The organism is Ephemeroptericola cinctiostellae, assembly GCF_003339525.1.
GTDB classification, from domain to species: domain Bacteria; phylum Pseudomonadota; class Gammaproteobacteria; order Burkholderiales; family Burkholderiaceae; genus Hydromonas; species Hydromonas cinctiostellae.
The window spans coordinates 991,119-1,014,957 of sequence record NZ_CP031124.1; the positions used below are offsets into that span (position 1 = coordinate 991,119).

General features: G+C 46.2%; 18 protein-coding genes. 2 read left to right on the plus strand and 16 right to left on the minus strand.

Features of this window, described 5'->3' with window-relative positions; all coding sequences use genetic code 11:
- Positions 1-15: 15 nt before the first annotated feature.
- From galU to DTO96_RS04725, 16 genes are all read right to left on the minus strand, one after another.
- Positions 16-852, minus strand: a complete 837-nt coding sequence (gene galU, locus DTO96_RS04650) for a UTP--glucose-1-phosphate uridylyltransferase GalU (protein ID WP_114562429.1) — start codon at positions 850-852, stop codon at positions 16-18.
- Positions 839-1,984, minus strand: coding sequence for a glycosyltransferase family 4 protein (locus DTO96_RS04655; RefSeq protein WP_308418252.1), 1,146 nt, complete (start codon positions 1,982-1,984; stop codon positions 839-841). Before DTO96_RS04655 ends, galU begins: the two co-directional genes overlap by 14 nt.
- Positions 1,981-3,123: a glycosyltransferase family 4 protein gene (locus DTO96_RS04660; protein WP_114562430.1), complete on the minus strand. Its 1,143-nt coding sequence runs from the start codon at positions 3,121-3,123 to the stop codon at positions 1,981-1,983. Before DTO96_RS04660 ends, DTO96_RS04655 begins: the two co-directional genes overlap by 4 nt.
- 1 nt (position 3,124) lies before the next feature.
- Complete coding sequence (locus DTO96_RS04665) at positions 3,125-4,006, minus strand: NAD-dependent epimerase/dehydratase family protein (protein ID WP_114562431.1); 882 nt, start codon at positions 4,004-4,006, stop codon at positions 3,125-3,127.
- Positions 4,007-4,016: 10 nt separating this feature from the next.
- The gene (gene gmd / locus DTO96_RS04670) at positions 4,017-5,051 is read right to left on the minus strand and encodes a GDP-mannose 4,6-dehydratase (RefSeq protein ID WP_114562432.1); all 1,035 of its coding nucleotides are present in this window, start codon (positions 5,049-5,051) and stop codon (positions 4,017-4,019) included.
- 21 nt (positions 5,052-5,072) lie between these two features.
- Entirely contained in the window at positions 5,073-6,545 is a 1,473-nt protein-coding gene (locus tag DTO96_RS04675; protein ID WP_114562433.1) for a phosphomannomutase, read from the minus strand.
- A gap of 144 nt (positions 6,546-6,689) precedes the next feature.
- Positions 6,690-9,632, minus strand: a complete 2,943-nt coding sequence (locus tag DTO96_RS12875; RefSeq protein WP_114562434.1) for an FG-GAP-like repeat-containing protein — start codon at positions 9,630-9,632, stop codon at positions 6,690-6,692.
- Between the two features lie 89 nt (positions 9,633-9,721).
- Complete coding sequence (locus tag DTO96_RS04685; RefSeq protein WP_114562435.1) at positions 9,722-12,250, minus strand: glycosyltransferase family 4 protein; 2,529 nt, start codon at positions 12,248-12,250, stop codon at positions 9,722-9,724.
- 2 nt (positions 12,251-12,252) lie between these two features.
- The gene (locus DTO96_RS04690) at positions 12,253-13,536 is read right to left on the minus strand and encodes an FkbM family methyltransferase (protein WP_114562436.1); all 1,284 of its coding nucleotides are present in this window, start codon (positions 13,534-13,536) and stop codon (positions 12,253-12,255) included.
- 2 nt (positions 13,537-13,538) lie between these two features.
- Complete coding sequence (locus DTO96_RS04695; RefSeq protein ID WP_114562437.1) at positions 13,539-14,954, minus strand: mannose-1-phosphate guanylyltransferase/mannose-6-phosphate isomerase; 1,416 nt, start codon at positions 14,952-14,954, stop codon at positions 13,539-13,541.
- A gap of 85 nt (positions 14,955-15,039) precedes the next feature.
- Positions 15,040-15,903 (minus strand): dTDP-4-dehydrorhamnose reductase, encoded by an 864-nt coding sequence (gene rfbD, locus DTO96_RS04700; protein WP_114562438.1) that lies wholly within the window; start codon positions 15,901-15,903, stop codon positions 15,040-15,042.
- Positions 15,900-16,445, minus strand: coding sequence for a dTDP-4-dehydrorhamnose 3,5-epimerase (gene rfbC, locus DTO96_RS04705; RefSeq protein ID WP_114562439.1), 546 nt, complete (start codon positions 16,443-16,445; stop codon positions 15,900-15,902). Before rfbC ends, rfbD begins: the two co-directional genes overlap by 4 nt.
- A 2-nt stretch (positions 16,446-16,447) precedes the next feature.
- Positions 16,448-17,347, minus strand: a complete 900-nt coding sequence (rfbA, locus tag DTO96_RS04710; protein ID WP_114562440.1) for a glucose-1-phosphate thymidylyltransferase RfbA — start codon at positions 17,345-17,347, stop codon at positions 16,448-16,450.
- Between the two features lie 2 nt (positions 17,348-17,349).
- Positions 17,350-18,420: a dTDP-glucose 4,6-dehydratase gene (gene rfbB, locus DTO96_RS04715; protein ID WP_114562441.1), complete on the minus strand. Its 1,071-nt coding sequence runs from the start codon at positions 18,418-18,420 to the stop codon at positions 17,350-17,352.
- An 18-nt stretch (positions 18,421-18,438) separates the two neighbouring features.
- Positions 18,439-19,170, minus strand: a complete 732-nt coding sequence (locus DTO96_RS04720; RefSeq protein WP_114562442.1) for an ABC transporter ATP-binding protein — start codon at positions 19,168-19,170, stop codon at positions 18,439-18,441.
- Between the two features lie 11 nt (positions 19,171-19,181).
- Entirely contained in the window at positions 19,182-19,952 is a 771-nt protein-coding gene (locus DTO96_RS04725) for an ABC transporter permease (protein WP_225972562.1), read from the minus strand.
- Between the two features lie 193 nt (positions 19,953-20,145).
- Here DTO96_RS04725 and DTO96_RS04730 point away from each other — a divergent pair, with 193 nt between their 5' ends.
- Entirely contained in the window at positions 20,146-20,943 is a 798-nt protein-coding gene (locus DTO96_RS04730; RefSeq protein ID WP_114562444.1) for a symmetrical bis(5'-nucleosyl)-tetraphosphatase, read from the plus strand.
- A gap of 203 nt (positions 20,944-21,146) precedes the next feature.
- Entirely contained in the window at positions 21,147-23,732 is a 2,586-nt protein-coding gene (gene clpB, locus DTO96_RS04735) for an ATP-dependent chaperone ClpB (RefSeq protein ID WP_114562445.1), read from the plus strand.
- Positions 23,733-23,839 lie beyond the last annotated feature (107 nt).

The window sequence follows — 23,839 nt, forward strand, 5'->3', positions numbered from 1 at the left end:
TGGCTCGCTTTTGTGTTATTTGTTCAAGTAACGTAAACCAAAATGTAAGTTGGCTTCTAAGAATCCGACTTTATTCCCGCAATCAAAACGTTTACCTGACAGGGGTAAGCCAATCATTTTCTCAGTTTCGAGCAGTGATGCGATGCCATCGGTCAATTGAATTTCACCACCTGCACCACGTTGAACCTGTTCAAGCAAGCCCATAATTTTACCGCTTAAGACATAACGACCGACAACCGACCAATTGCTTGGTGCCACATCACGTTGAGGTTTTTCGACAATGCTGTCAATCACAATGGGCGTGGTTTCATCGTTGGCAGGTTTGATGACACCGTATTTTTCAACTTCGCTCCAATTCACTTGCTCCAAGGCCAGTACGCTGCATTGTTCGCGATCATGTACTTGGAAAAGTTGTTTTAATGCCCCATGAGGATGTCCTGCGATTAAGTCATCTGGCAGCAAGACTGCGAAATATTCGTCGGGTGTAATCAATGGCGATGCACAATGCACGGCGTGTCCCAATCCAAGTGGCTCGGATTGTCGAACATAGACACATTTCACATGGGAGGGGATGATGTTGCGTACGATCTCAAGTGCTTCAAGTTTTTGCTTGGCTTCAAGTTCGTTTTCCAGTTCTGGATTTTTGTCAAAGTAGTCGGCGATTGCATTTTTTGTACGTCCCGTCACAAAAATTAAGGTCTCACACCCTGCCTCAACAGCTTCACGTACCGCATAATCAATGATGGGGCGGTCAACGACCGTCAGCATTTCTTTTGGAATGGCTTTTGTGGCGGGTAGAAATCGGGTACCCAGACCTGCAACAGGAAATACGGCTTTTTTAATCTTGTTCATTGGATGCCTTTTCATTCGTTAACATGCGGTACAGCTTAACATATTGCTCAGTTGTTGTTTCTGATGTGAATAGTTCATTATACCGTGCTTGTGCCGCGATGCCCATGTCCTGTGCCATATTTGGATGGTCCCATAAGCATTGCATGGCTTGTCGCAGCTCGCTTGGAGATTCTGGTGCTATGGCAAAACCTGTTTCTTGGTCAATGTTAATGTAAGTGGTTCCTGTGCCAATTTCACAAGAAATCAACGGCTTTCCATACATGGCTGCTTCTAGGAGAGAAATGCCAAAGGCTTCTGAACGGAGGTGGGATGGAAAGACAAAAGAAAAGCACAGTTGAAGTAAAGCAAATTTATCAAGCTCAGATACTTTACCTAAGAAAATAATGTTTTTTAAACCCAATTGTTTGGCCTGAAGTTGCAATTGCTGGGCTTCAGGACCTGCACCTGCTATAACGGTGGGGTAATCACAAGAGGCGAGTGCTTCCAATAAGGTGTGCAGGCCTTTGTAATAACGCAATACACCAACAAATAGAAAAAATTTTGTTGGCAGTTTCGATTGCCACTCTATTAGACGTTCCTTTGAAGGCTGAGGGTAGCTGTTCTTGTCTAAACCAATGGGGATGATGCGGGTTTTGCGTTTAAAGTGTTGTAGGACTTCACTGGTTTCTAAATACTTGGGTGATGTGGCAACAATGCAATTGATGGATTTGAGGAATCGGTTCATCAATGGCCTATAAACCTTCAGTAGGTTTTTTTGTTTCACAATGTCTGAGTGATAGGTCAGCACCGTTGGTTTTCGTACTCGCGCCAGAAAATGAGCCATGTCCATGAAAGGCCATGGGAAATGGTAATGAACAACATCCACATCTTTGGCAAGTTGTCTCAGCATGAAAATGAATTGCCATGAAAAACCGGTCGATGCGAGTTCAAGGTCAAGGTGGGCGCGGTGTACGGTGACCGCATGGTGTTCAATGGGGTGAGCTTCTTGACTCAATGTGAGCACTTGACTTTGAATCCCCAAGGGTTGGCTTGCAGTGCAAATCTGTTCAATCACTGCTTCAACACCACCGACGGTGTCGGGGTAGTAAGTTTTATAAACGTGCAGCACCTTGATGGTGCGAAGGGCATTCAATTGGCTTTCCCGAGTATTTTTTCATACAATGCCCATGTGGCATCGGCAGTGCGCTGCCAAGTGTATTCTTGAGCGCGCTGCATGCCTTTGATGCGTAGATTGTTGGCTATTTCAGGCGATTCAACCAATGTTTGCATCGCTTGGGCTATTGCGGATGGGCTGCAAGGGTCAACCAGCCAAGCGGCATCCCCAGCGACTTCGCTGAGTGAGGTGGTGTTTGATGTGACGACGGGTAAGTTGGATGCAAAAGCTTCTAATACGGGCAGACCAAAACCTTCATACAGTGAAGGGAAGACCAATGCACAAGCCGATTGTAATAAAACGAGTTTCTCATTTGCACTCACGTAGTTGAGCCATCGCCCCAGCCCCTCAATTTCAAGTTGCTGAAGGGCTAGGATTTCTTTGTCGGAACGCCAACCTTGACCGCCTGCGATGATGAGCGGGTGTTGTTTTTGAATGTCTAAGGGTAAAGAGCGAAAAGCCTCAATAAGGGTCAATATGTTTTTACGGGGTTGCAATGTGCCTATGAACAGAAAAAAGCCAGCCTGTAGTTTGAACTTATCTAAAACGGCTTGTTTTTCAGCTTGTGCGACTTTTTGGAAGTAAAGCGCATCAACGCCAAGGGGAATGACAGAAATTTTTTCCTCAGGGATTCTGAAATGCTCAACCAAATCTTTGACCACAAATTCTGAAATGGTGACGTAATGATCGGCGGATTGTGCGGAGCGTTTAAACAGCCAGTTTTTTAAAGGCCGAGTCTTGCCACCCGAAACCCATTCTGGATACATAATGGGCACCGGATCCATGAGTGTCGCAAGCACAGGGGTTTTTCTAAGTTTGGGGATAAAGTGATCGGTGGCGTGAAATAAATCATATGATTGATCTATCCGAGCACTGCCGATGAACGGCATGAACGTGAGCGCACTTTGAAGTACATTCGGAGCAAAGGGAATGGGCATGTCATCGAAATCCCCAATCAGCCTTTTTCTTTTTAAACCATGAAATACAAAACCATTGAATTCATCAGGGTGTTGCTTGGCATAACATTGAAGTAAAGCTTGGGTATAAGTGCCAATCCCATCAATATGGCCGTTCGCACGGCCATATTGTAAAACGGTTGATCCGATGGCAACTCGCATGTTATTGTCCCAACATCCAAGCCAATGTTTGCTTCAAATGAATCGAAGGAAGTTGTGGTAATTGCCCATTGAGCTGTGTCGGATCGCCAATCAGAACGCGCAACTCATTGGCGCGCACGAGGTTTTGATCCACTTCGATGTGGATGGTGTGTCCTGTTAATTCGCTACAATAATCCAAAACATCTTGCAGACGGTAACCTATGCCCGAGCACAGGTTATATGTTGTCCCTGCGTCGGCGTGTTGCAGTAAGCCGCTGTAGGCCTGAGCCACCATGCGCACATCGTTGAACTCGCGTTCAACATCAATGTTGCCCAGTTTAATCACATCGGCACGTCGTTTGAAGTGATCGACAATTTTAGGAATCAGGAAGTTGCCTTCTTGACCCACGCCCGTGTAGTTGAATGGGCGTGTGAAAATGATGGGGAATTTATCCAGCCATGTGCGTGCCATGTGCTCCATCGCCAATTTGCTCATGGCGTAATGGTTGATGGGCGCGGGCGGGATGCTTTCAGACACTTTAGATACGGGCGGATTGCCGTAAATGTTTGCACTGCTGGATAATAGGATTTTTTCGATGGGGGCTTTCTCAGCATGCAGGGCTTCGAGCAGATTGAGCGTGCCAAATAAATTGACCCGATAGAAATCCTCTGCACTGGCGTGCCCAACAAAAGCAATCGCGGCCAAGTGGATCACGAAATGAGGACGAACTTGAGCGACAGCCATCCGTAAAGAGGCAAAATCCAATAAATTGGCTTCAACATCGTTGGCTTGGGCATTGCTTTGCACCAAACCAACGACATTAAACCCATCTTTGACCAAGGCTTCACGAACATATTGCCCTGTGAAGCCTTGACTGCCTGTTAATAAAACAGTTTTTTGCATGGATGCGACCTTAGAAAGAGAAACCAGCTTCGTTGCGACGCAAGTCAGCTTCAACCATCATTTGGCACAATTGCTCTAAATTGGTTTTTGGTTCCCAGCCCAATACATTTTTTGCATGGCTTGGGTCACCAATCAATAAATCAACTTCTGCAGGGCGGTGGAATTTTTCATTGATGCGCATGACCGTTTTGCCCGTGGCGGTGTCAATGGCGACTTCGTTGATGTCATGGCCTTTGAATTCAACTGCAATGCCTGCGCCTTTGAACGCCATGGTGACGAAATCACGTACGGTTTCTGTGCGGTTCGTTGCCAAAACAAAAGTGTCAGGTTGTTCTGCTTGCAGCATCAAGTACATGCCTTCCACATAATCCTTGGCAAAGCCCCAGTCGCGTTTGGCATCCAAATTGCCCAATTCCAAACAGTCGAGTTTACCCAGTTTGATTTTGGCCACGCTGTCGGTGATTTTACGGGTCACAAACTCACGACCGCGCAACGGTGACTCGTGGTTAAACAAAATGCCACTTGAACCGAAAATGTCGTATGATTCACGGTAGTTGATGGTCAACCAGTGGGCGTACAATTTGGCCACACCGTATGGGCTGCGTGGGTAAAATGGCGTGTCTTCTTTTTGTGGAATGGCTTGCACTTTGCCAAACATTTCAGATGTGCTGGCTTGGTAAAAACGAATTTTTGGATTGATGATGCGGATCGCTTCGAGCAAATGTGCCGCACCGAGACCGGTGATGTGCGCGGTGGCCAACGGCTGTTCAAATGACACACCGACAAAACTTTGGGCGGCCAAGTTGTAAATTTCATCGGGTTGAATGCGATTGATCATGTGGATGGCCGATGCTTGGTCAGTCAAGTCATATTCAACGAGGTGCAAATTAGGATGGTTCTCAATGCCAAGTTCTTCCATGCGCCAAAAATTCACCGAGCTGGTGCGGCGAAATGTGCCGTAAACCTCATAGCCTTTATCCAATAAAAGTTCGGCTAAATAAGCACCATCTTGACCTGTGATGCCTGTGACAATCGCTTTTTTCATTATTGCTCCATTGAGAGTTAATTATGCTTGCCAAGTGCTCAACACACCCATGCAAGCTTGATTGATTTCATGCGCACGTTCTGCAGACGTGGCTTCTGTGTAACAACGCAACTCAGGTGCATTACCTGAAGGGCGCAAGTGAATGATCTCGTCGTTGGCAAAGCTCATTCGTAAACCATCGGTGTGATTCACCGCCACCACTTGCCCAGAGATGTGACCAAACATATCGGTCAACAGTTTGTTTTGTGCTTCAGCATCATCAGGCGACAGTTTTTTCAACTGAGCCATACTGACTTCTGTTGGGAAATTTTTGATGCGATCGCTGACGGTAAACCGAGCAGGCAGTTGCTTTGGAAGCTGGGACACGCTTGTTTCTTTTGCCTTGGCCATTGCTAAAATGCATAACATCACAATAACCGCATCCCGTGTGGGCAACTCGGACAGGATTTTACCATGTTGATGGACTGCACTGGCGAGTAAAAAGCCACCATTTGCTTCATAGCCCGCGACCGTGGGTTTGTTTTCTGACAGCAGTTGCTTCATGCCCTCAATCACGTAAGGTGAACCAATGCGTGTGCGCACCGTGCTGTTGAATACATTGGATTTTTCCAGCGCGCTGTTGCTGCTGACTGGGGTCACCACATCGGTGCAGTTTAGAAATTGAGCGCACAAGATGCCCAACACATCACCGCGCAACCACTCACCGTGCTCATCAGACACGAGTGGACGATCCGAATCGCCATCGGTTGACACGATCGCATCCAGTTGGTATTCGCTGGCCCATTGTTTGGCCAATGTCACATCTTCAGGACGAATGGCCTCTGTATCAACCGGAATGAATGTATCTGAACGACCCAATGCAATGGGGTGCGCTCCCAATGCCCGCAAGATGTCCATCACGATGTCACGTCCAACGGCCGAATGTTGATACACACCGACAGTTTGGCCTGTCAGAACACCGTTGAAAAAATTTGAATAGCGTTCAATGTAGTTGAGACGCACGACAGGATCAATTTCAGGCATAGAAAACGGTGTTTTTAGCATGCCATTGACATCAAATTCATCATCAGGGATAACGATGGACTGGCTAGAAATGCCTTGTTCATCGGTTTTTAAAATTTCACCTGAGGGGGTGTTGAACTTGATGCCGTTGCGATCATCAGGAATGTGACTGCCCGTAACCATCAAAGAAGGAAGCTTGTGATGAAAGCCATGCAATGCAACCGCAGGAGAGGGGACGTCGCCTGCATTGATGACAGGCGAGCCGAAATCCGCACACGCTTTAGCGCACGCCGCCATGATGCGCGGTGTGCTGGGACGTAAGTCACCACCGATGACCACGGCTTGACCTTGCTGCCATTGGTTTGAGGCCTGTAAATAGCGTAAAAAAGCTTGGGTGTACGAATAGCACACGAGGTCGGTCATGTCGAGAACCAAACCCCGCGCACCGCTGGTGCCAAATGCCACATTGCTTTGGGTGATTGAATTTTTCATGATTTATAGTATAGATATGTAAGAATAAACTGTGAGGGGAAGCCAAGCCTAACAATCTTCTCTTTTACTATCAATACAGAATTTTATTAAAGAATGTTAAGGCAATTGAAGCCTTGGTTGATATTTCCAAGGCTTCTTAATTCGTTAAGACCAATTGGCAGCCAATACAGGATTTAAAGCAGTTTGATAGTTGGTTGGTAATGTAGTTACTCCCATTGCGGGAATGGTAAATGCTGACATTACACTAACCAAAGCTTCCACCTCATTATTGAGTAACACCTTACCATCAGATGCTTTAATTTGTTCTATTTGATTGGCCACACCTGAATACCAGTTGTTAATAGTTACGTTATCATTTGTTCCAATCACGCTGACTACTAGGTTGTTGCCTGTGTGCTGAAACCACAACTGATTACTGGTTGCGCTGGTATCAAACCATAATAGATCTGTATTGTTTGAAGTAGTGTCTGATTCAGTAATGTTATCTATACCTGCACCACGTTGGAAAAGGTAGGTGTCATTGCCCAGATCTCCTTGCAAAGTGTCATTGCCAAGCAGACCTGCTAAAATGTTATTTGAAGCATTTCCTTTTAAAGTGTTGTTTAACGAGTTTCCAGTGATATTGTTTGCTTGGTTTCTTGTTAGTGTAACGTTTTCAACATTATTACCAAGAGTGTAATTATTGTCTACAATGACAGTATCAGTACCTTCACCTTGTGTTTCAATGATTGAGTCTGATTTAGAAAGATATGAGCCCGCAATATGTACATCGATCGACGTTGACCCCAAGTCGCTGAATACATTGATTAAATCCGCTTTGCCATCTCCCGTGAGGTCAGCCGCAGCCCATTTTTGCCCATCCCAGAACCCCCCCGCCTTGGTTTCCCAGCGTTGAATTTGGAAGCCGCTGCCTGTACTGATGTGTACATCGGCAGACATTAAGCCGTCGTCACTGAATGCATTGATGAGGTCGGCTTTACCATCGCCATCAACATCGGCAGCAGACCATTGTTGTGCATCCCAAAAACCACCTGCTTTGGTCTCCCAACGCTGGATTTGAAAACCAGTGCCTGTGCTGATGTGAACATCCACTGAGGTTGAGCCATTGTCATTAAAAATATTGATGAGGTCTGCTTTGCCATCGCCATTGACATCGGCAGAAAGCCATTTTTGAGTATCCCAAAAGCTGCCTGCCTTGGTTTCCCAGCGTTGGGCTTGAAAGCTTGTGCCATTACTTAGGTGAACGTCAGCTGACATTAAACCGTTATCATTAAAGACATTAACCAAGTCGGCTTTACCATCACCATTGAAATCACCTGTAACCCATTTTTGAGCATCCCAAAAGCCGCCTGCCTTGGTTTCCCAGCGTTGGGCTTGAAAGCTTGTGCCATTACTTAGGTGAACGTCAGCTGACATTAAACCGTTATCATTAAAGACATTAACCAAGTCGGCTTTACCATCACCATTGAAATCACCTGTAGCCCACTTTTGAGTGTCCCAAAAACCACCAGCTTTGGTTTCTGCTCGTTGGATTTTAAAACCTGTGCCATTGCTGATGTGGATGTCAGCTGACATAGAACCGCTGTCATTGAAAATGTTGACCACATCGGCTTTGCCATCGCCATTGAAGTCACCTGTCGCCCATTTTTGAGTATCTACAAAAACACCAGATTTAGTTTCCCAACGTTGAATTTGAAAGCCTGATGCTAATGATGAGTTTAAGATATAGGTGTCATTGCCTGTGCCACCTATTAAAGAATTTGAACCGAACCCACCGTCAAGCGTATCATTTCCAGCTGCTCCATTGAGAGCATCGTCTCCTCTTCCACCAAATAAAGAATTACTTACATCATTGCCAATCAGCGTGTCATTTAAATTTGATCCAATTGCATTTTCTATGGTGCAACCATAAGCGATCGTTAAACAATCTCTTACTAAAGTGCCATCGCCGCGATTAAATGTTTTTCCAATCTCTGACCATTGTCCTGCATTCAGGTTAATTTTTACTCCTTGCGTTTGATTGGAGGCATTGATGGTGTCATAGCCACCAGCATCGTAGATGGTTTCGAATATCGAGCTATTGCCATCCCACATGTAGGTGTTATTATCTGTTTTATAAGCAGTATTCACACCATACATTTTTTGAATCGCGACAATGTCGTTTAGCATTAATGTAGTGGGCGAATATTCGGCACGATGCACAAGTGGCGCACTTTCATAATCTTTATAGCTCATCACCGAGTATTTTAACTGGTCGAACTGTGTACTCACCGAAACGGCAGTGTCGTGAGGATGCTGCAAACCCAAAGCATGCCCAAGTTCATGTATAAACGTGGTTCGCCCCCAAGCATTACCCGATGAATTACTTGATGCATCATAAGGATTTCGGTACGCATTATACTCATAGTCACTAGCCCCACCCATCCAAATGTCCCCACTGTATGCGCTTGAGCTTGGACCTATGGACGCAGCTGTTGATACCACAGAACCTGACACATTCATCCATCTGATATCGCCCGCACCAGATGCGTTGTCTGAGGTTTCTGAAAATGTTACATTTGAAACGGCGGCATACACACCCATTACATTTTTTGCCACAGCTTGTTGCGTACTGTTCATCGTAGAAAAAATACTTGTATTTTGTGGTGTGGTTGTTTGAACGACCTGATTATTCGAGAGCACGTAGTAAACAGGAGTGCCTGTTTGATAAAAACTATACGTTAAATTGATACCTTGCCCCAATCCTGAGCCCCATTTGGCTGGTGAATCGTTTATAAGGTCTTGTGCTTCGATGGGTGTATTGGTTAAGTCAGATAATGCAAAACTGCTCACTGCTGCACGGGAGTTTATCAAACCATTTCCACCACCTGCATATGCTGTTGTTACTGCATTGGCTATTGAACCAGTGGGTGTGTAAGGCGTGATTTCTGTGGGTATAGTTGTGGGGTTGGTCGAGACCGCGTGATTAAAAGTTATTGATTGAGAAGAAAATGATTTAACAGGGACTTGGATAACTGACGTATGGGCGTTTTGCTTTTTAAGCTCCTTTTTATCTTGCAGTATTCTAAATTTTTTCTTTTGAGTCATGACATTTCTCCTGTTTAGTTGTTTTTTCACGAGATTGCTAAAATATGGGGGTGCTTTTTCCTGTCAATCTGCTAGTATTTGCCGAATCATCATGATTTGGTTTCGAGAGTGATTAGTTTAAGGATTTGCTGGGTACTCTGCTCCCACGTATTCCAAGGTATGTTGTGCGAAAGCGGTATTTGTTTTTTTTCGTTGAGCATTAACCATAAGGTTACTGCATTTATTATATCTTGTGGTGCTAACCCATCAAAATAATATGCATATTCTCCTGCTACTTCTTTGAAGACAGGAATATTGCGTGCAATAATTGGAATACCATGTTGTGCTGCCTCGATTAATGGAAGTCCAAAACCCTCTCCTTCGGATGCTGCAATTAAGCAGGTTGATGATTCATAAATTTTTTCCAGATATTCATCGCTGATGTTTGCCATCCAAAACAAATGCTTGCCAAGTTCCGAGTGTTTTTTTATATGCTCAATAATAGGTTCAACATCCCAACCCTGTTTTCCAACAAAAACTAAATTAATATCACTTCCATTTTGCCACATAGCTTCGAATGCACGTAAAGTCTGCACTTGTCCTTTTCGAGGTTCAATTGTCCCTACAGATAGAAATGTAGGTGCTTTGTTCAAAAGATTTAGAGTGTGGCTTGCATCGTTAGGTAAACCCATTGATGGTACAGAGTTTGTAATATCTGCGCCATTATGAAACCAGCCTATCATGAGTGGACGTTGGCGCATTGGTTTCTGTTCTTCCAACCATTCTGTTAGTTCGGTCGCAACTGTTTTGGAGACACAAAGAATGCCATCGGTATCCGCAAGAGTTAAAACCCATTTTTTATGATCTAAAAATGTGTCTTTAGGGAAAAATTTAGGTGATAAAACGGGAAGTAAATCGTGCAGTATGAAAAAAACCTTAATGCCTGATCGACGTAGTTCTTGATAAAAAGCTGCTTGTTTTGTTTGAATATGATGCTGCATATCTAGACCAAGAAATAGATCTCCAAACCTGTAGTCGATGGGCTCATCTTTAATGTTGTTCGCTTCTTGGTTCATAAATTGTTGCATAAAGCTTTTAGCGTAAAAGTACCCTTGCTTTTCATTAGTAGCAAAAATAGGCTCTATCGTATAGTTCTTGGGAGGATTTATCAGTAGTTGATGTAAAACACTGCGCACAACCCGTTGAACTCCTGTTCTGCCATCACGTTGAACCAGTTCAGAAATATCAACAAAAAGTTGTTTTGTTTCTTTTGTCTCATTTCTTGCAATGGACTGTGCTGTGCTGAGCCAGTCATTGGCTTCTCTTGAGCGAGGATTGAGATGCGCAATTTCATTGATCAACCAAGAGTTGTTGTCGGTTATTGAAATGTTGGGTATTGTTTTTGAATGGATTTGCTGATTGGCATGCCATTCTTCAAATGAGTTCATTGCTATTTTTGCACTTCTATTCCAAGTGAATTTGGCTGCTTGCTTTATACTGTGTTGCTTTAATTGCTCAAGCAGGATATCGTTGCTTAAAACTTGGGTTATTTTCTGAGCAATACTTTCCTCAGAGTATGGATCAAAAAGAGCCTCATTGAAGCCAATCACTTCTGGAATACTGGTATTGTTTGAGCCAATAACTGCAGCTCCACATGACATGGCCTCTAACACGGGAAGACCAAAGCCTTCATGTTGGGATGGAAATACGTAAAGCGCACATAAGTTATAAAATTGAAGGAGTTCATCATCTGAAACCCTTCCCGTAATAACAATGTCCATGTCGCTCAAACCACATGATTTTATATGCGCTTCAAATCGCGAACGATGATCGAGGGGAAGCCCACCAACCAATGCCAGTTGATAATTTTGTCTAATGTCTTCGGGAAGTAAAAGGTAAGCATTGATTAAGCCAATGTGATTTTTTCGATCATCAGTAGCTCCTGAATACATTATGAATTTACGATTGATGCCAAATTTCTTGTATAAAGCCGTTTCTGTCTTGGGGTCTATTGTAATTTTTTGGAAATGTGAGTCGGCAGCAGCAGAGATATTAATAATACTATCTTCCTGAGTATGCAAATACTGAATGGCCTCTTGTCTCGATGATTCCGATATTGCCAAGAGCAGATTTGCTTTTTCTAAGTGTCCAATCTTTTCATAAAAAGGTTTTTTAAAGTGTGGATTAGGCTTTAAATAGGTGTCTTTTTGTATCAATGGGATGAGATCATAAAATGTAACGGCTGTAGGAGGAGAAAATGGTGTTCTTCCAATGCTATGGACTGCATTATCTCCAAAGCCCTCGAAAAGGCTTGTGATATGAACAATGTCAGGGTTTAAGCTAGCCAGAAATGTTTCTCTGATGAGCTCGGCAGTGTTTTTTCTCCATTCATTAGATGAATCGAATGCGTGCACAGGGCCGACAGCGTGCCATACGCGAATATTTTCTTGAGGTAAGATTCCTTCGAATTCTGTTCGGATGGGTTCAATTGTTTCTGGAAATAGACTATTGAGCGCAATAATGATTTCATGGTCTTTTTTATTCAGTACCATTGCACGCGCAAGGGCAAGACTATAGCGTCCAATACCACGATGGCGGCTACCCGATTGTGCGCCTTGTAAATCAATAACGATCCGCATTATTATTTTCCTGTTGATGCTGAGATAAGTTTTTTATATATGACCTTAGCATCGGGTGATAAATCATTGATGCTCATCAATTTAGCTGGATTAATGTTAATTTCTGCGTTGTGGTCAATAGCGTTTCCTTTTATTAGGTTTTTGATGGTGTTTTGTGTACGATTTGGAAGGGCCTTGTATATTTTTAACCCAAGAGTTCTAGTTGATGGTTTGCTTAAAAGCCAAGTGCCAGTTTTTTGAATTAATTGCTTAGTTGAGTGCTTTGGTGATTGTGTTAAGCGGCTTAGGAAGCGCAGTGGTTTTGTAAATTGCCAAGAGTGACTCTCAAAGATTTCTTGAATTTTTTGATTAGCTTGGATTGCTTGAATGTACCAGTTGTGACTGATTTGGTTGAGGTCTTGTACTTTTGTTTCTAGATTTTGTTGTTGATTGATGGTTGTTTTAAAGATCTCTTCTAATTGAGATATTTTTGTGCGGTAATTCTGGAGTGCTGTATTGTTCAACACGATCTCGCTCTCAAGCTGCTTAATGTGTTTATCTTTTTCCATAATATCTAAGTGATGTTGCTCAATGAGTCCCCTACACCATTCAGCACTCATGAGACCGCTTAAACGCGCAGCATCAAATACATTTGGTGGGCTTGAAAAGGCATCAATAAGATTGGCATGTTCTTGTGCTACATAAAAGCGATTTAGACCGTCAAAGTAAACAAAAATATAATTTGCTTCAGTTAAGATGGATTCCCATTGCTGGTGTTTTGGTTCTGTTGATAAAGGTTCTGTGGCTTCAATAACCATTATCCAGGGGCGTAAGATTTGACTGTTCCATCCTTTTAAGACTTGCTGTTCGAAACCTTCAACATCAATTTTAAGCCAGTGTATTGGTTGATTTTTTAAGAATTGAAGAGCAGAGCTTATTGTAAGTAAGGGAACAATAACAGTTTCAGAGTGAAAGTCATGATCATGTGTATGACTTTCAGCATATTTTTTCACGCCAGTGCTTAAACCCGTATCATTAATGACTTCGAACTCAAGCGTACCATTATCTTCTCCTAATGCAACTTGGAGAATGGTTTCATCGGGGCGCTCTAAACGAAGTAGATCGGCATATTGTTGTACAGGTTCAATATGAATCCCGCGCCAACCATGATCGTAAAAAGCTTTACTGACAGAATCAATCAATGGATGTTGTGCGCCCACATCAACATAAGTGCCGTTTTTAACGTGCTTTAGCGCACGCCACAGCATGACGTCTTCAAAGTTTTGAGCATAAGAAATAAATGGCATGATTAAGCGCGCCCGTAAATGTCATTTAACCGCACGATGTCGTCTTCACCCAAATACCCACCACATTGCACTTCAATCAAAACCAGCTCTTCTTCACCGATATTGGTTAAACGGTGTTTTTCGCCTAAAGGGATGTAGCGGTGCTCACCTGGTTGGGTGGTGTGTTCTGTATCGCCGATTTGCACCAATCCTGTGCCTTGGACGACGACCCAGTGTTCCGCCCGCTTGTGGTGGTATTGTAGGCTGAGGGATTGCCCTGTGGCGACGGTGATGCGTTTCACTTTGTAGCCAGATTCTTCTTTAAGGGTGGCGTATGTGCCCCACGGGCGGTTGACTGCTGCGGGGAGTATGGTGGACTCGTGTTTGCGGGTTTTCAGGGCGTCGACGATGTTCTTGACTTTTTGTGCGGCGTTTTTATGGGCAACAAGTAAAGCGTCAGGTGTGTCCACGATGACTAAATTTTCAAGGCCAATGGTGGCGACCACTTTGGCTGTGTGTGATTCGATTTGAACATGGGTGTCGTGGGTGTCGACGGAGACAACATCGGCAAGAAAGGTGTTGCCGTTGGTGTCGGATGTGTTGGCGTTGGCCACTGCTGGCCATGAGCCGACGTCACTCCAGCCAAATTTCGCAGGCACGAGGGTGACATTGTTGGCGCGTTCCATGACCGCGTAGTCGATGGAAATGTCGGGCTGGATGTTGAAGTCATGCGCTTCAAATTTGGTGACTTCGCCCGTGGTGTTGGCATGGCTCATGGTGGTTTGAGCGGCTTCGAGGACTTCGGGTGAGTGGGCTCTGAAAGCGTCGAGAATCGTACCCGCAGTGAAGCAAAACATGCCACTGTTCCAGTAGTAACGGCCTGTGGCCAAATATTCTTGAGCTGTGACTAAATCGGGTTTTTCAACAAAACGCAGGGCTTTTTGAGCGGTGCGTGCTGTCTTTTCGACTTCAATGTAACCAAAGCCCGTGTCGGGTGTGGTCGGTGAAATGCCAAAGGTGACGAGCTGACCTTGTAGTGCGTGGCGTTTGGCTTCGAGGACGTTGGTAACAAAGGATTCGGTGTCTGGAATCAGGTGGTCTGCGGGGAGAACCAGCATGACGGCGTCTTTACCGTAAGTGGCTTCGCAGGCGAGTGCGGCCAATGCGATTGCAGGTGCGGTGTTGCGTCCTTTGGGTTCAAGCAGATAGCTTGCATGCGGTTGGTCTGGCATGTCTTTGAGCAAGGTTTTTGTCAAATACAGGTAGTCCTGATTGGTGACAATCATCACCTCTTCTGTACCACAAGCCATACCGCGTTCAATTGCTTGTTGAAGCAGTGGGCTGCCACCCAAACTCATGAATGGCTTTGGGAATGCTTGACGTGATGCGGGCCAAAGGCGTGTGCCTGCGCCGCCAGATAGGATAATGGGAATGAGCATAGTGGTCTCGTAGGGTGTTTTTTTGTGAATGATTGATTGTAAGATGATGTTTTAGCGTATGGTTCAATCGTAGCAGAGAAAATAATCAATCTTGAGGAGAACCCGTGAAAATTTTTATTTTTTCACCAGAAAGTCTGCTGTTGAGCGGTCTTGGGGCTTTAAATGGATAATCCTTTGTGAGCTGCGGTTTGATGGTTGGTGGCGAGTCAAGGTTCATTTGAGCGACAATTTTTTGTGCAAATTCATACCAGCTGAGCATTTCTTTGCCCGTGAGGTTGTAGATGCCCCACATGGAGTGTGCTGTGTTAATCGGGGTCATTTGCAAATGTTTGATGGCCAGTAATGTGACCGTTGCAATTTCTAAAGCCGATGTGGGGGCGCCCAGTTGATCCGAAACAATCGTGAGCTCTTTGCGCTCAACAGCCAGTCGTTTGATGGTGTTGACGAAATTTTTCCCAAAAAGAGAATAAACCCAGCTTGTTCTGAAAATGAGGTGCGAGAGGCCTGCATCGGCCAGTGCATGCTCGCCAGCAAGTTTACTTTTTCCGTATATGCTTTGTGGGTTGGTTGCATCTGTTTCTGAATAAGGTTCTGCCTTGGTGCCATCGAACACATAGTCTGTCGAGTAATGGATAAAGACCCCGTTGGGGTTGACGTGCTTAAGCGCTTGAGCCAAATGTTTGACCGCTGTTTCATTCACAAGGTAGCAGTTTTCGACATCGTCTTCTGCTTGATCCACTGCAGTGTAGGCGGCAGGATTGATGATGATGTCGGGATTGAATCGCTGAACGGCTGCAGTGATGCTTTCAGGGTCGTACAGGTCAAGTTCGTGACGGGTGGGCGCCCATAACTCACTGCTCATCATGGGCAGCATCTTGAGCAATACGCCGCCCACTTGACCTGTTGAGCCTGTCAATAAAATTCTTGGATTGGTTTTAATGGCGTTCATTCGAATAACTCCGCATCGACCAAGTAGGGGGCATCCATGTCTTTTGCGGACAAAGACACTTCTCCTGTATAACCCCAATCCACAGCAAGTGTGGGATCGTCCCAGCGAACAGCGCGTTCGTGCTCTTTGAACCAGTAATCGGTTGTTTTATATAAAAAATCAGCGGTGTCTGAAATGACCACAAAACCGTGGCCAAAGCCAGGCGGCACCCACAACTGACGGTGGTTGTCCGCTGAAAGTTCAACCGCAACCCATTGTTTAAATGTGGGCGATGAGCGGCGTAAATCAACCGCGACATCAATCACCGCGCCGCTGACAACACGCACCAGCTTGCCTTGTGCGCGTTCAATTTGGTAATGCAGGCCACGCAAAACACCTTTGGATGAACGTGAGTGGTTGTCTTGCACAAAGGGCAGGTTGACATGTGTGGCGGCTTGAAATTTCTGTTCATTGAAGCTTTCAAAGAAAAAGCCGCGTGCGTCGCCAAACACTGCGGGTTCAATGATTTTGACTTCGGGGATGATGGTGTCGATGATGTTCATTGTTAGGCCTTATTGGTTTTTTTTTGATCAATGATGCGTTTTAAATATTGACCATAATCACTTTTGAGCAGCGGTTGAGCCAATTTGGCGAGCTGTTCTTCATCAATATAACCCAAGCGGTAGGCGATTTCTTCAACGCAAGCGACCTGTAGACCTTGACGTTTTTGTATGGAGGCAACGAATGAGCCTGCGTCGTGCAAGGATTCGTGTGTGCCCGTGTCAAGCCAAGCAAAACCACGATCCATGGCTTGTACCGTCAACAACCCTTTATCCAAATAGATTTGATTTAAATCGGTGATTTCCAATTCACCACGCTTGGACGGTTTGATTGTTTTGGCAAACTCAACCACATGTTCATCATAAAAGTACAAGCCCGTGACGGCATAGTTGGATTTGGGCTGTGCGGGTTTTTCTTCGATGGAAATGGCTTTTCTGTTCTCATCAAACTCGACCACGCCATAACGCTCAGGGTCAGTGACGTGATATGAAAATACGGTTGCGCCGACCTCTTGCTTACAGGCGTTTTGTAGCATGGGTTGCAAGTCATGTCCGAAGAAAATGTTGTCACCCAAAACCAATGCTGCGGGTGCGCCATCGAGGAAATCCTCACCAAGGATGAATGCTTGAGCCAAACCATCGGGTGAGGGTTGCTCAACATAGCTGAAAGCCACGCCCCATTGGCTGCCATCGCCCAATAAAGCTTGAAATCGACCCAAATCTTGTGGTGTACTGATGATTAAAATTTCTTTAATCCCAGCAAGCATCAACACGCAAAGGGGGTAGTAGATCATGGGTTTGTCGTAGACGGGTAGCAGCTGTTTGGACACCGAATAGGTGATCGGATACAGGCGCGTGCCTGATCCACCTGCCAAGATGATGCCTTTACGTTGGGTGTTTGACATGGTTATACCCCTCGTGCTTGCGCATAATGTTGGTCAACCCATTGAGTGTATTCACCCGTTTGTACGCGGGTGATCCATTCATTGTTATTTAAATACCACAGCACGGTTTCACGTAAACCCGTCTCGAATGTATGGGCGGGTTTGAAACCAAGTTCAGTTTGAATTTTTTCGGGATTGATCGCATATCGAGCATCATGACCTGGGCGGTCTTTAACAAAAGTGATTTGTTCGGCATACGAACCTGCATCGCGTGGGCGAACTTCATCAAGGATGGTGCAAATTGAGTGAACCACTTCCATGTTTGTTTTTTCGTTGATGCCACCCACCACATAAGTTTCACCCAAGCGACCATTGGCTAAAGCCAGGCGAATGGCAGCGCAATGATCGCCCACATAGAGCCAGTCACGGATGTTTTGGCCGTTACCATAAATGGGCAATGGTTTTCCTGCCAAGGCGTTGAGAATGACCACGGGAATCAATTTTTCTGGAAACTGATACGGGCCATAGTTGTTGGAGCAGTTGGTGGTGACAACAGGAAAGCCATACGTGTGGTAATACGCACGCACCAGCATGTCTGAGCCTGCTTTTGAGGCTGAGTATGGGCTGTTGGGTTGGTATGGGGTGGTCTCACAAAAAGCGGGGTCGTTTGTTTCTAAAGTGCCATACACCTCATCAGTTGAGACGTGTAAAAAACGAAACTCTGATTTTTGTGGTTCGGGCAGATCATTCCAGTAATGGCGCGCTTGTTCAAGTAAATTGAATGTGCCCACCACATTGGTGCGCACAAAAGCACCTGGGTCGGTGATCGAGCGATCCACATGAGATTCGGCAGCAAAATGCACAATGGCGCGGGGCTGGTATTGGGCAATGATGCGTTTGATTTCAGCTTCATCGGCAATGTCCACTTTTTCAAAAAAGTAGTCATCGCGTTCAGAGATGCTCGATAGGGTGTCTAAATTGCCTGCATACGTCAATTTGTCCACATTGACCAGAGGCTCGTTGTGTTCGCCCGCAAACCATTGCAACACAAAATTGCCACCAATAAAACCCGCTCCGCCCGTCACTAAAATCATTTGTTTCTCCTGTGTGTTTTAAACAGCGATAAGTGTGTTGTTGTAAATCTCTGCGATCTTGCCATGCTCCATGCGTATGATTTTGTTGCATGTTTTTTCAACCAAATCCATGCTGTGTGATGCCAAAATCAAAATTGATGCGCGATTCACCATGTCGTTCAACCGTTGCGTGGCTTTGAGCTGAAAATCGGCATCACCAACGGACAGCCATTCATCCATGATGACAATGTCGGCGTGGACGCTGGTGGATACGGCGAAACCTAAACGCACGGTCATGCCTGATGAGTAGGTGCGCATGGGCATGTCCAAATATTCGCCCAAATCGGTAAACTCAGCGATTTCATCAATTTGAGCATCAATTTGAGCCATGGACAGCCCCATCAACAAGCCACGGATGCGGATGTTTTCATAACCTGTGGCCTCGCCATCCATGCCCAAGCTCACGTCGAGCAAAGTGGCAATGCTGCCTTGGGTTGAAAGCTGACCTTGCGTGGGTGCATACACCCCCGATAGCACACGCAGTAAGGTGGTTTTTCCAGAGCCGTTGTGTCCAACCAGCCCAACCCGGTCTCCCGGGTGGAATTCTAAATTGATGTCATCAAGGGCGCGTACAACCACATGGTTTTTACTGTCCTTGGCGACGCGACCGCCTGTTGTGGCATTTAAAATGCTTTTTTTCAAAGAACGGTGGCTGCTATTAAAAATAGGAAATTCGACGCCGACGTTTTTGGCAATGATGTGTGCTGTCATGAGAGGTCCTTTTACAGCCAATACGCAACGCGGGTGCGATAACGGTTGTGCATGACAACAGCCGCGACAAAGAAAAATGCCAATAAGCCGAACGACCACAACCATGAATCGAGGTTTGCAGTTTGGCCGAGCATGGGTGCGCGAACCAACTCCATCAGATGATGAATCGGGTTATATTCAGCCAAATAGGCGTATTCTTTGGGCAGGGTCTTGGGTTGCCACATGATGGGGGTGAAAAAATACAGTATTTGAACGAGGCTTTGAACGATGGGGGTGATGTCTCGGAAACGCGTGCACAAAATGGCAATGGGAATGGAGGCAAAAAACACCACAAGCGACATGAGGGCAAAGCCCAGAACCAGCATGAGCAGATTGGGCATCCACGTGAAACCAAACACCATCCAAATGACGATGAAAACCAACATGTTGTGTGCCAGTATGATCATATTGCGTGACCAGATGCGCAATAAATACAAAGGCAATGGCAAGTTGATTTGCTTGATGTAGCCTTCAAATTGGGTGTAGCCCGTACAGGCTTCAACGATTTGGCCAGACAAAAAAGTCCACAGAATCAAACCTGCAGCAAAAAAAGGCATGAATTCTTGTATGTTCGTTTTAAATAGGGTTGACCACAAGACCCCCAAGGTGCCGACCATGATGCCTGTGCTCAGGGTCATCCACAAAGGACCCAGTGTTGAACGGCGGTAGCGTTGTTTGATGTCAAACATTGCAAGAGTCCACCATTGTTGAGGAGAGGTGAAGCATTTGATAAAATCGGTCACTTATTTTCCAATGTACTTTTTTAGTGGCATGTTGACGCACAGAACCCAAAACTGTGCGACATTTTAGCAAAAACGTTTGAAGATAGATACACTACACTTGTTTTTTGAAGTGAGCGAACCGAATGATACGCTTTCTGAATGTGAGGGGGGTGTCGCCGACTGTATTTTGATGTTATCAATTAAGTGGAATGTTATGTCTGAATCTGATTTTTACCTTGTGGGTGATGTGCAAGGCTGTGCTGGTGCATTAAAACGGCTCGTTCAACGGATCCCTGAGGGGCGAGCGATTTGGTTGTGTGGTGACCTCGTCAATCGAGGGGCTGATTCACTGGGGGTGTTGCGGCAAGTGAAAGCATTGGGTTCGCGAGCGCGGGTGGTGTTGGGTAATCATGACATTCATTTGTTGGCGGTGGCGGCAGGGGCGCGTAAACTGGGTCGGTCAGACACCTTGGATGGCATTTTAAATGCACCTGACCGTGAGGCTTGGCTGGATTGGTTGCGTTTTCAGCCTGTCGCACATTATGAGCAAGGGGTGCTGATGGTGCATGCGGGGGTGTTGCCCTCGTGGTCGCTGGCTGAAACGCTGGCGAATGCACGGGCGTTGGAGGCGGTGTTGCGCAGTGACAACTATAAACAACGCTTGCAAACTTTGTTTGGCAATGAACCCAACAGCTGGTCGCCTGATTTGGCGGGTGATGAACGTTTGCGTGTCATCACCAATGCATTCACGCGCTTGCGCTTGTGTGATGCGAATGGGGCGATGGATTTTAAATTTAAAGGTGAGTTGCAGGATGCTCCAACACATTTGATGCCTTGGTTTGCTGCGCCTGAGCGAAAAACGTTGAACACGCCAATTTTCTTTGGGCATTGGTCTGCACTGGGTTTGCATCGGTCTCACAACACCACTTGCTTGGACACGGGGTGTGTGTGGGGGCGCGATTTGACCGCTTACCACCATCCGACAGGTGAGCTTTTAACCGTGCGTGAGTAAATTTTTGTAGGCCTCTTGAAAAGTCATTTTATATCCCAAAATCATTAACATAGGCATATTTTTTGTCATACTCCTGTTGTCATACAATGGGCTTTGGTTTGCTTCATTTGAAACGGAGTGATGTTGGTGTGTGATTGGCCGTGCTCATGCTTGGAGATCAAGGTTCGAAAAAGCAGGAATTTAATTTTTTTGGAGTCATTGGAATGAATTTTGAACAATTTACCAGTCCTTTTCAAGAAGCATTGCAAAATGCACAAACCCTAGCACAAGAAAAGCACCAGGCCAGCATTGATGCCGCGCATCTGTTGTCGAGCATGATGAGTGCTGTAGATGGTGGTGTGCCTGCTTTGTTGCGTTACACAGGGATTGATTTGGCGCGGGTTAAGGCAATCGTTAAGCAAGCCGTAGATGATTTGCCGACGGTCGCCACAAGCTCGGGTGCGCCGATGTTGTCGAACGACTTGGTGCAAGTTTTACAACGTGCACAACAGCACGCGAAGCAGTATGGTGACAGTTATGTTGCCTCGGAGATGTTGTTGGTGGCGTTGTTGGATAAAGACAGCAAGCACCCATTAAAAAAAGCATTCAACGCCATGGGGTTAAACGATAAAACCTTGATGGCAGCCATCGAATCCATACGCAAAGGAAAAAACGTGGACAGTCCAAACGCCGAAGGCCAACGCGAGGCCCTGAAAAAATACACTTTAGACTTAACTGAGCGCGCGCGCAGCGGCAAACTCGACCCCGTGATTGGGCGTGACGATGAAATCCGCCGCACAATTCAAATTTTACAACGCCGTTCGAAAAACAACCCCGTGCTCATCGGCGAGCCGGGCGTCGGCAAAACAGCGATTGTCGAAGGTTTGGCGCAACGCATCGTCAACGGCGAAGTGCCCGACAGCCTGAAAGACAAGCGCATCCTCGTGCTCGACATGGCGGCGTTGTTGGCGGGCGCGAAATACCGTGGTGACTTTGAAGAGCGCCTCAAAGCCGTGCTCAACGAGGTTGAACAAGACGCGGGTCAAACCATCATGTTCATCGACGAAATTCACACCATGGTCGGTGCGGGCAAGGCAGAAGGTTCGATTGACGCGGGCAATATGCTCAAGCCTGCGCTCGCGCGCGGTGATTTGCACTGCATTGGTGCAACCACGTTGAATGAATACCGCAGCTCCTTGGAAAAAGACGCGGCTTTGGAGCGTCGTTTCCAAAAAGTCCTCGTCGAAGAACCCAGCGTCGAGTCGACCATCGCGATTTTGCGCGGTTTGCAAGAGAAATACGAAGTGCATCACGGCGTGGACATCACCGATCCTGCGATTGTCGCGGCGGCGACTTTGTCGCACCGTTACATCACCGACCGCTTTTTACCCGACAAGGCGATTGACTTGATTGACGAAGCGGCGGCGCGGATTAAAATTGAAATCGACTCCAAACCTGAGCTGCTGGATAAACTCGAACGCCGCTTGATTCAACTGAAAATCGAACGTGAAGCCCTCAAACGCGAAACCGACGACGCCTCGCGCGAGCGTTTGGATTTGCTTGAGCAAGAAATGGACTCGCTTGAGAAAGAACTGGCGGATTTGGACGAAGAATGGCGCCGCGAAAAAGCGCAGGCGCAAGGTTCAGCGCAAATCAAAGAGAAAATTGATGTGCTGCGCGGTCAAATGACCGATTTGCAGCGTCAAGGCAAACTCGACAAAGTGGCGGAAATCCAATACGGTCAATTGCCCGAATTGGAACGTCAATTGAAAGAAACCGAACACGCGGAAAAAGAAGACGCGAAAACCAAGCCGCGCCTGCTCAAAACGCAAGTGGGCACTGAAGAAATCGCTGAAGTGGTCAGCCGCGCAACAGGGATTCCCGTGTCGAAAATGTTACAAGGCGAGCGCGAGAAAGTGTTGGCGATTGCCGAACATTTGCATGAACGCGTGGTCGGGCAAGACGAAGCGGTGGACAGCGTGGCGGATGTCATCATGCGTTCGCGTGCGGGTCTGTCCGATCCGAACAAACCTTATGGTTCGTTCCTGTTCCTTGGACCGACGGGCGTGGGCAAAACCGAGTTGTGCAAGGCTTTGGCGCAGTTTTTGTTTGATTCTGAAGACCATTTGATTCGCATCGACATGTCTGAATACATGGAAAAACACTCGGTTGCGCGTTTGATTGGCGCGCCTCCGGGTTATGTCGGTTACGAAGCGGGCGGTTATTTGACCGAGCAAGTGCGCCGCAAACCGTACAGCGTGATTTTGTTTGATGAGGTTGAAAAAGCCCATCCTGATGTGTTTAATGTGTTGTTGCAAGCCTTGGACGATGGCCGCATGACCGATGGTCAAGGGCGCACGGTGGATTTCAAAAACACCGTGATGGTCATGACTTCCAACTTAGGTTCGCAGGAAATTTCGCGTTTGGCGGGTTCTAGCAACGACGTCATTCACACGGCGGTGATGAATGAGGTGAAACAGTATTTCCGCCCTGAATTCATCAACCGTATTGATGAAGTGGTGGTGTTCCATCATTTGACCGCGCAGAACATCCAAGGCATTGCCAAAATTCAGTTGCATCGTTTGGCAGAACGCTTGAGCGAGCAAGATTTGACGCTTGAAGTCACGCCCGCAGCGGTAGCGGCCATCGCCGAAGCGGGTTTTGACGCGGCATATGGCGCGCGTCCGTTGAAACGCGCCATCAGCCAAAACATCGAAAATCCGTTGGCGCGCGCGATTTTGGCAGGTCGGTTTTTGCCAAAATCCGTGGTGACGGTGGATCATGGTGCGGAAGGTTTTGTGTTTGTGTAAAATGCAAGCTTACGCGAACCTTATTTGGTATGCTGGTTTGGTTGCAGCCGCTCGCTTAAATGTGAGCGGCTGTATTTTAAACAAGACCCGCAGTGGATTTCGCGATC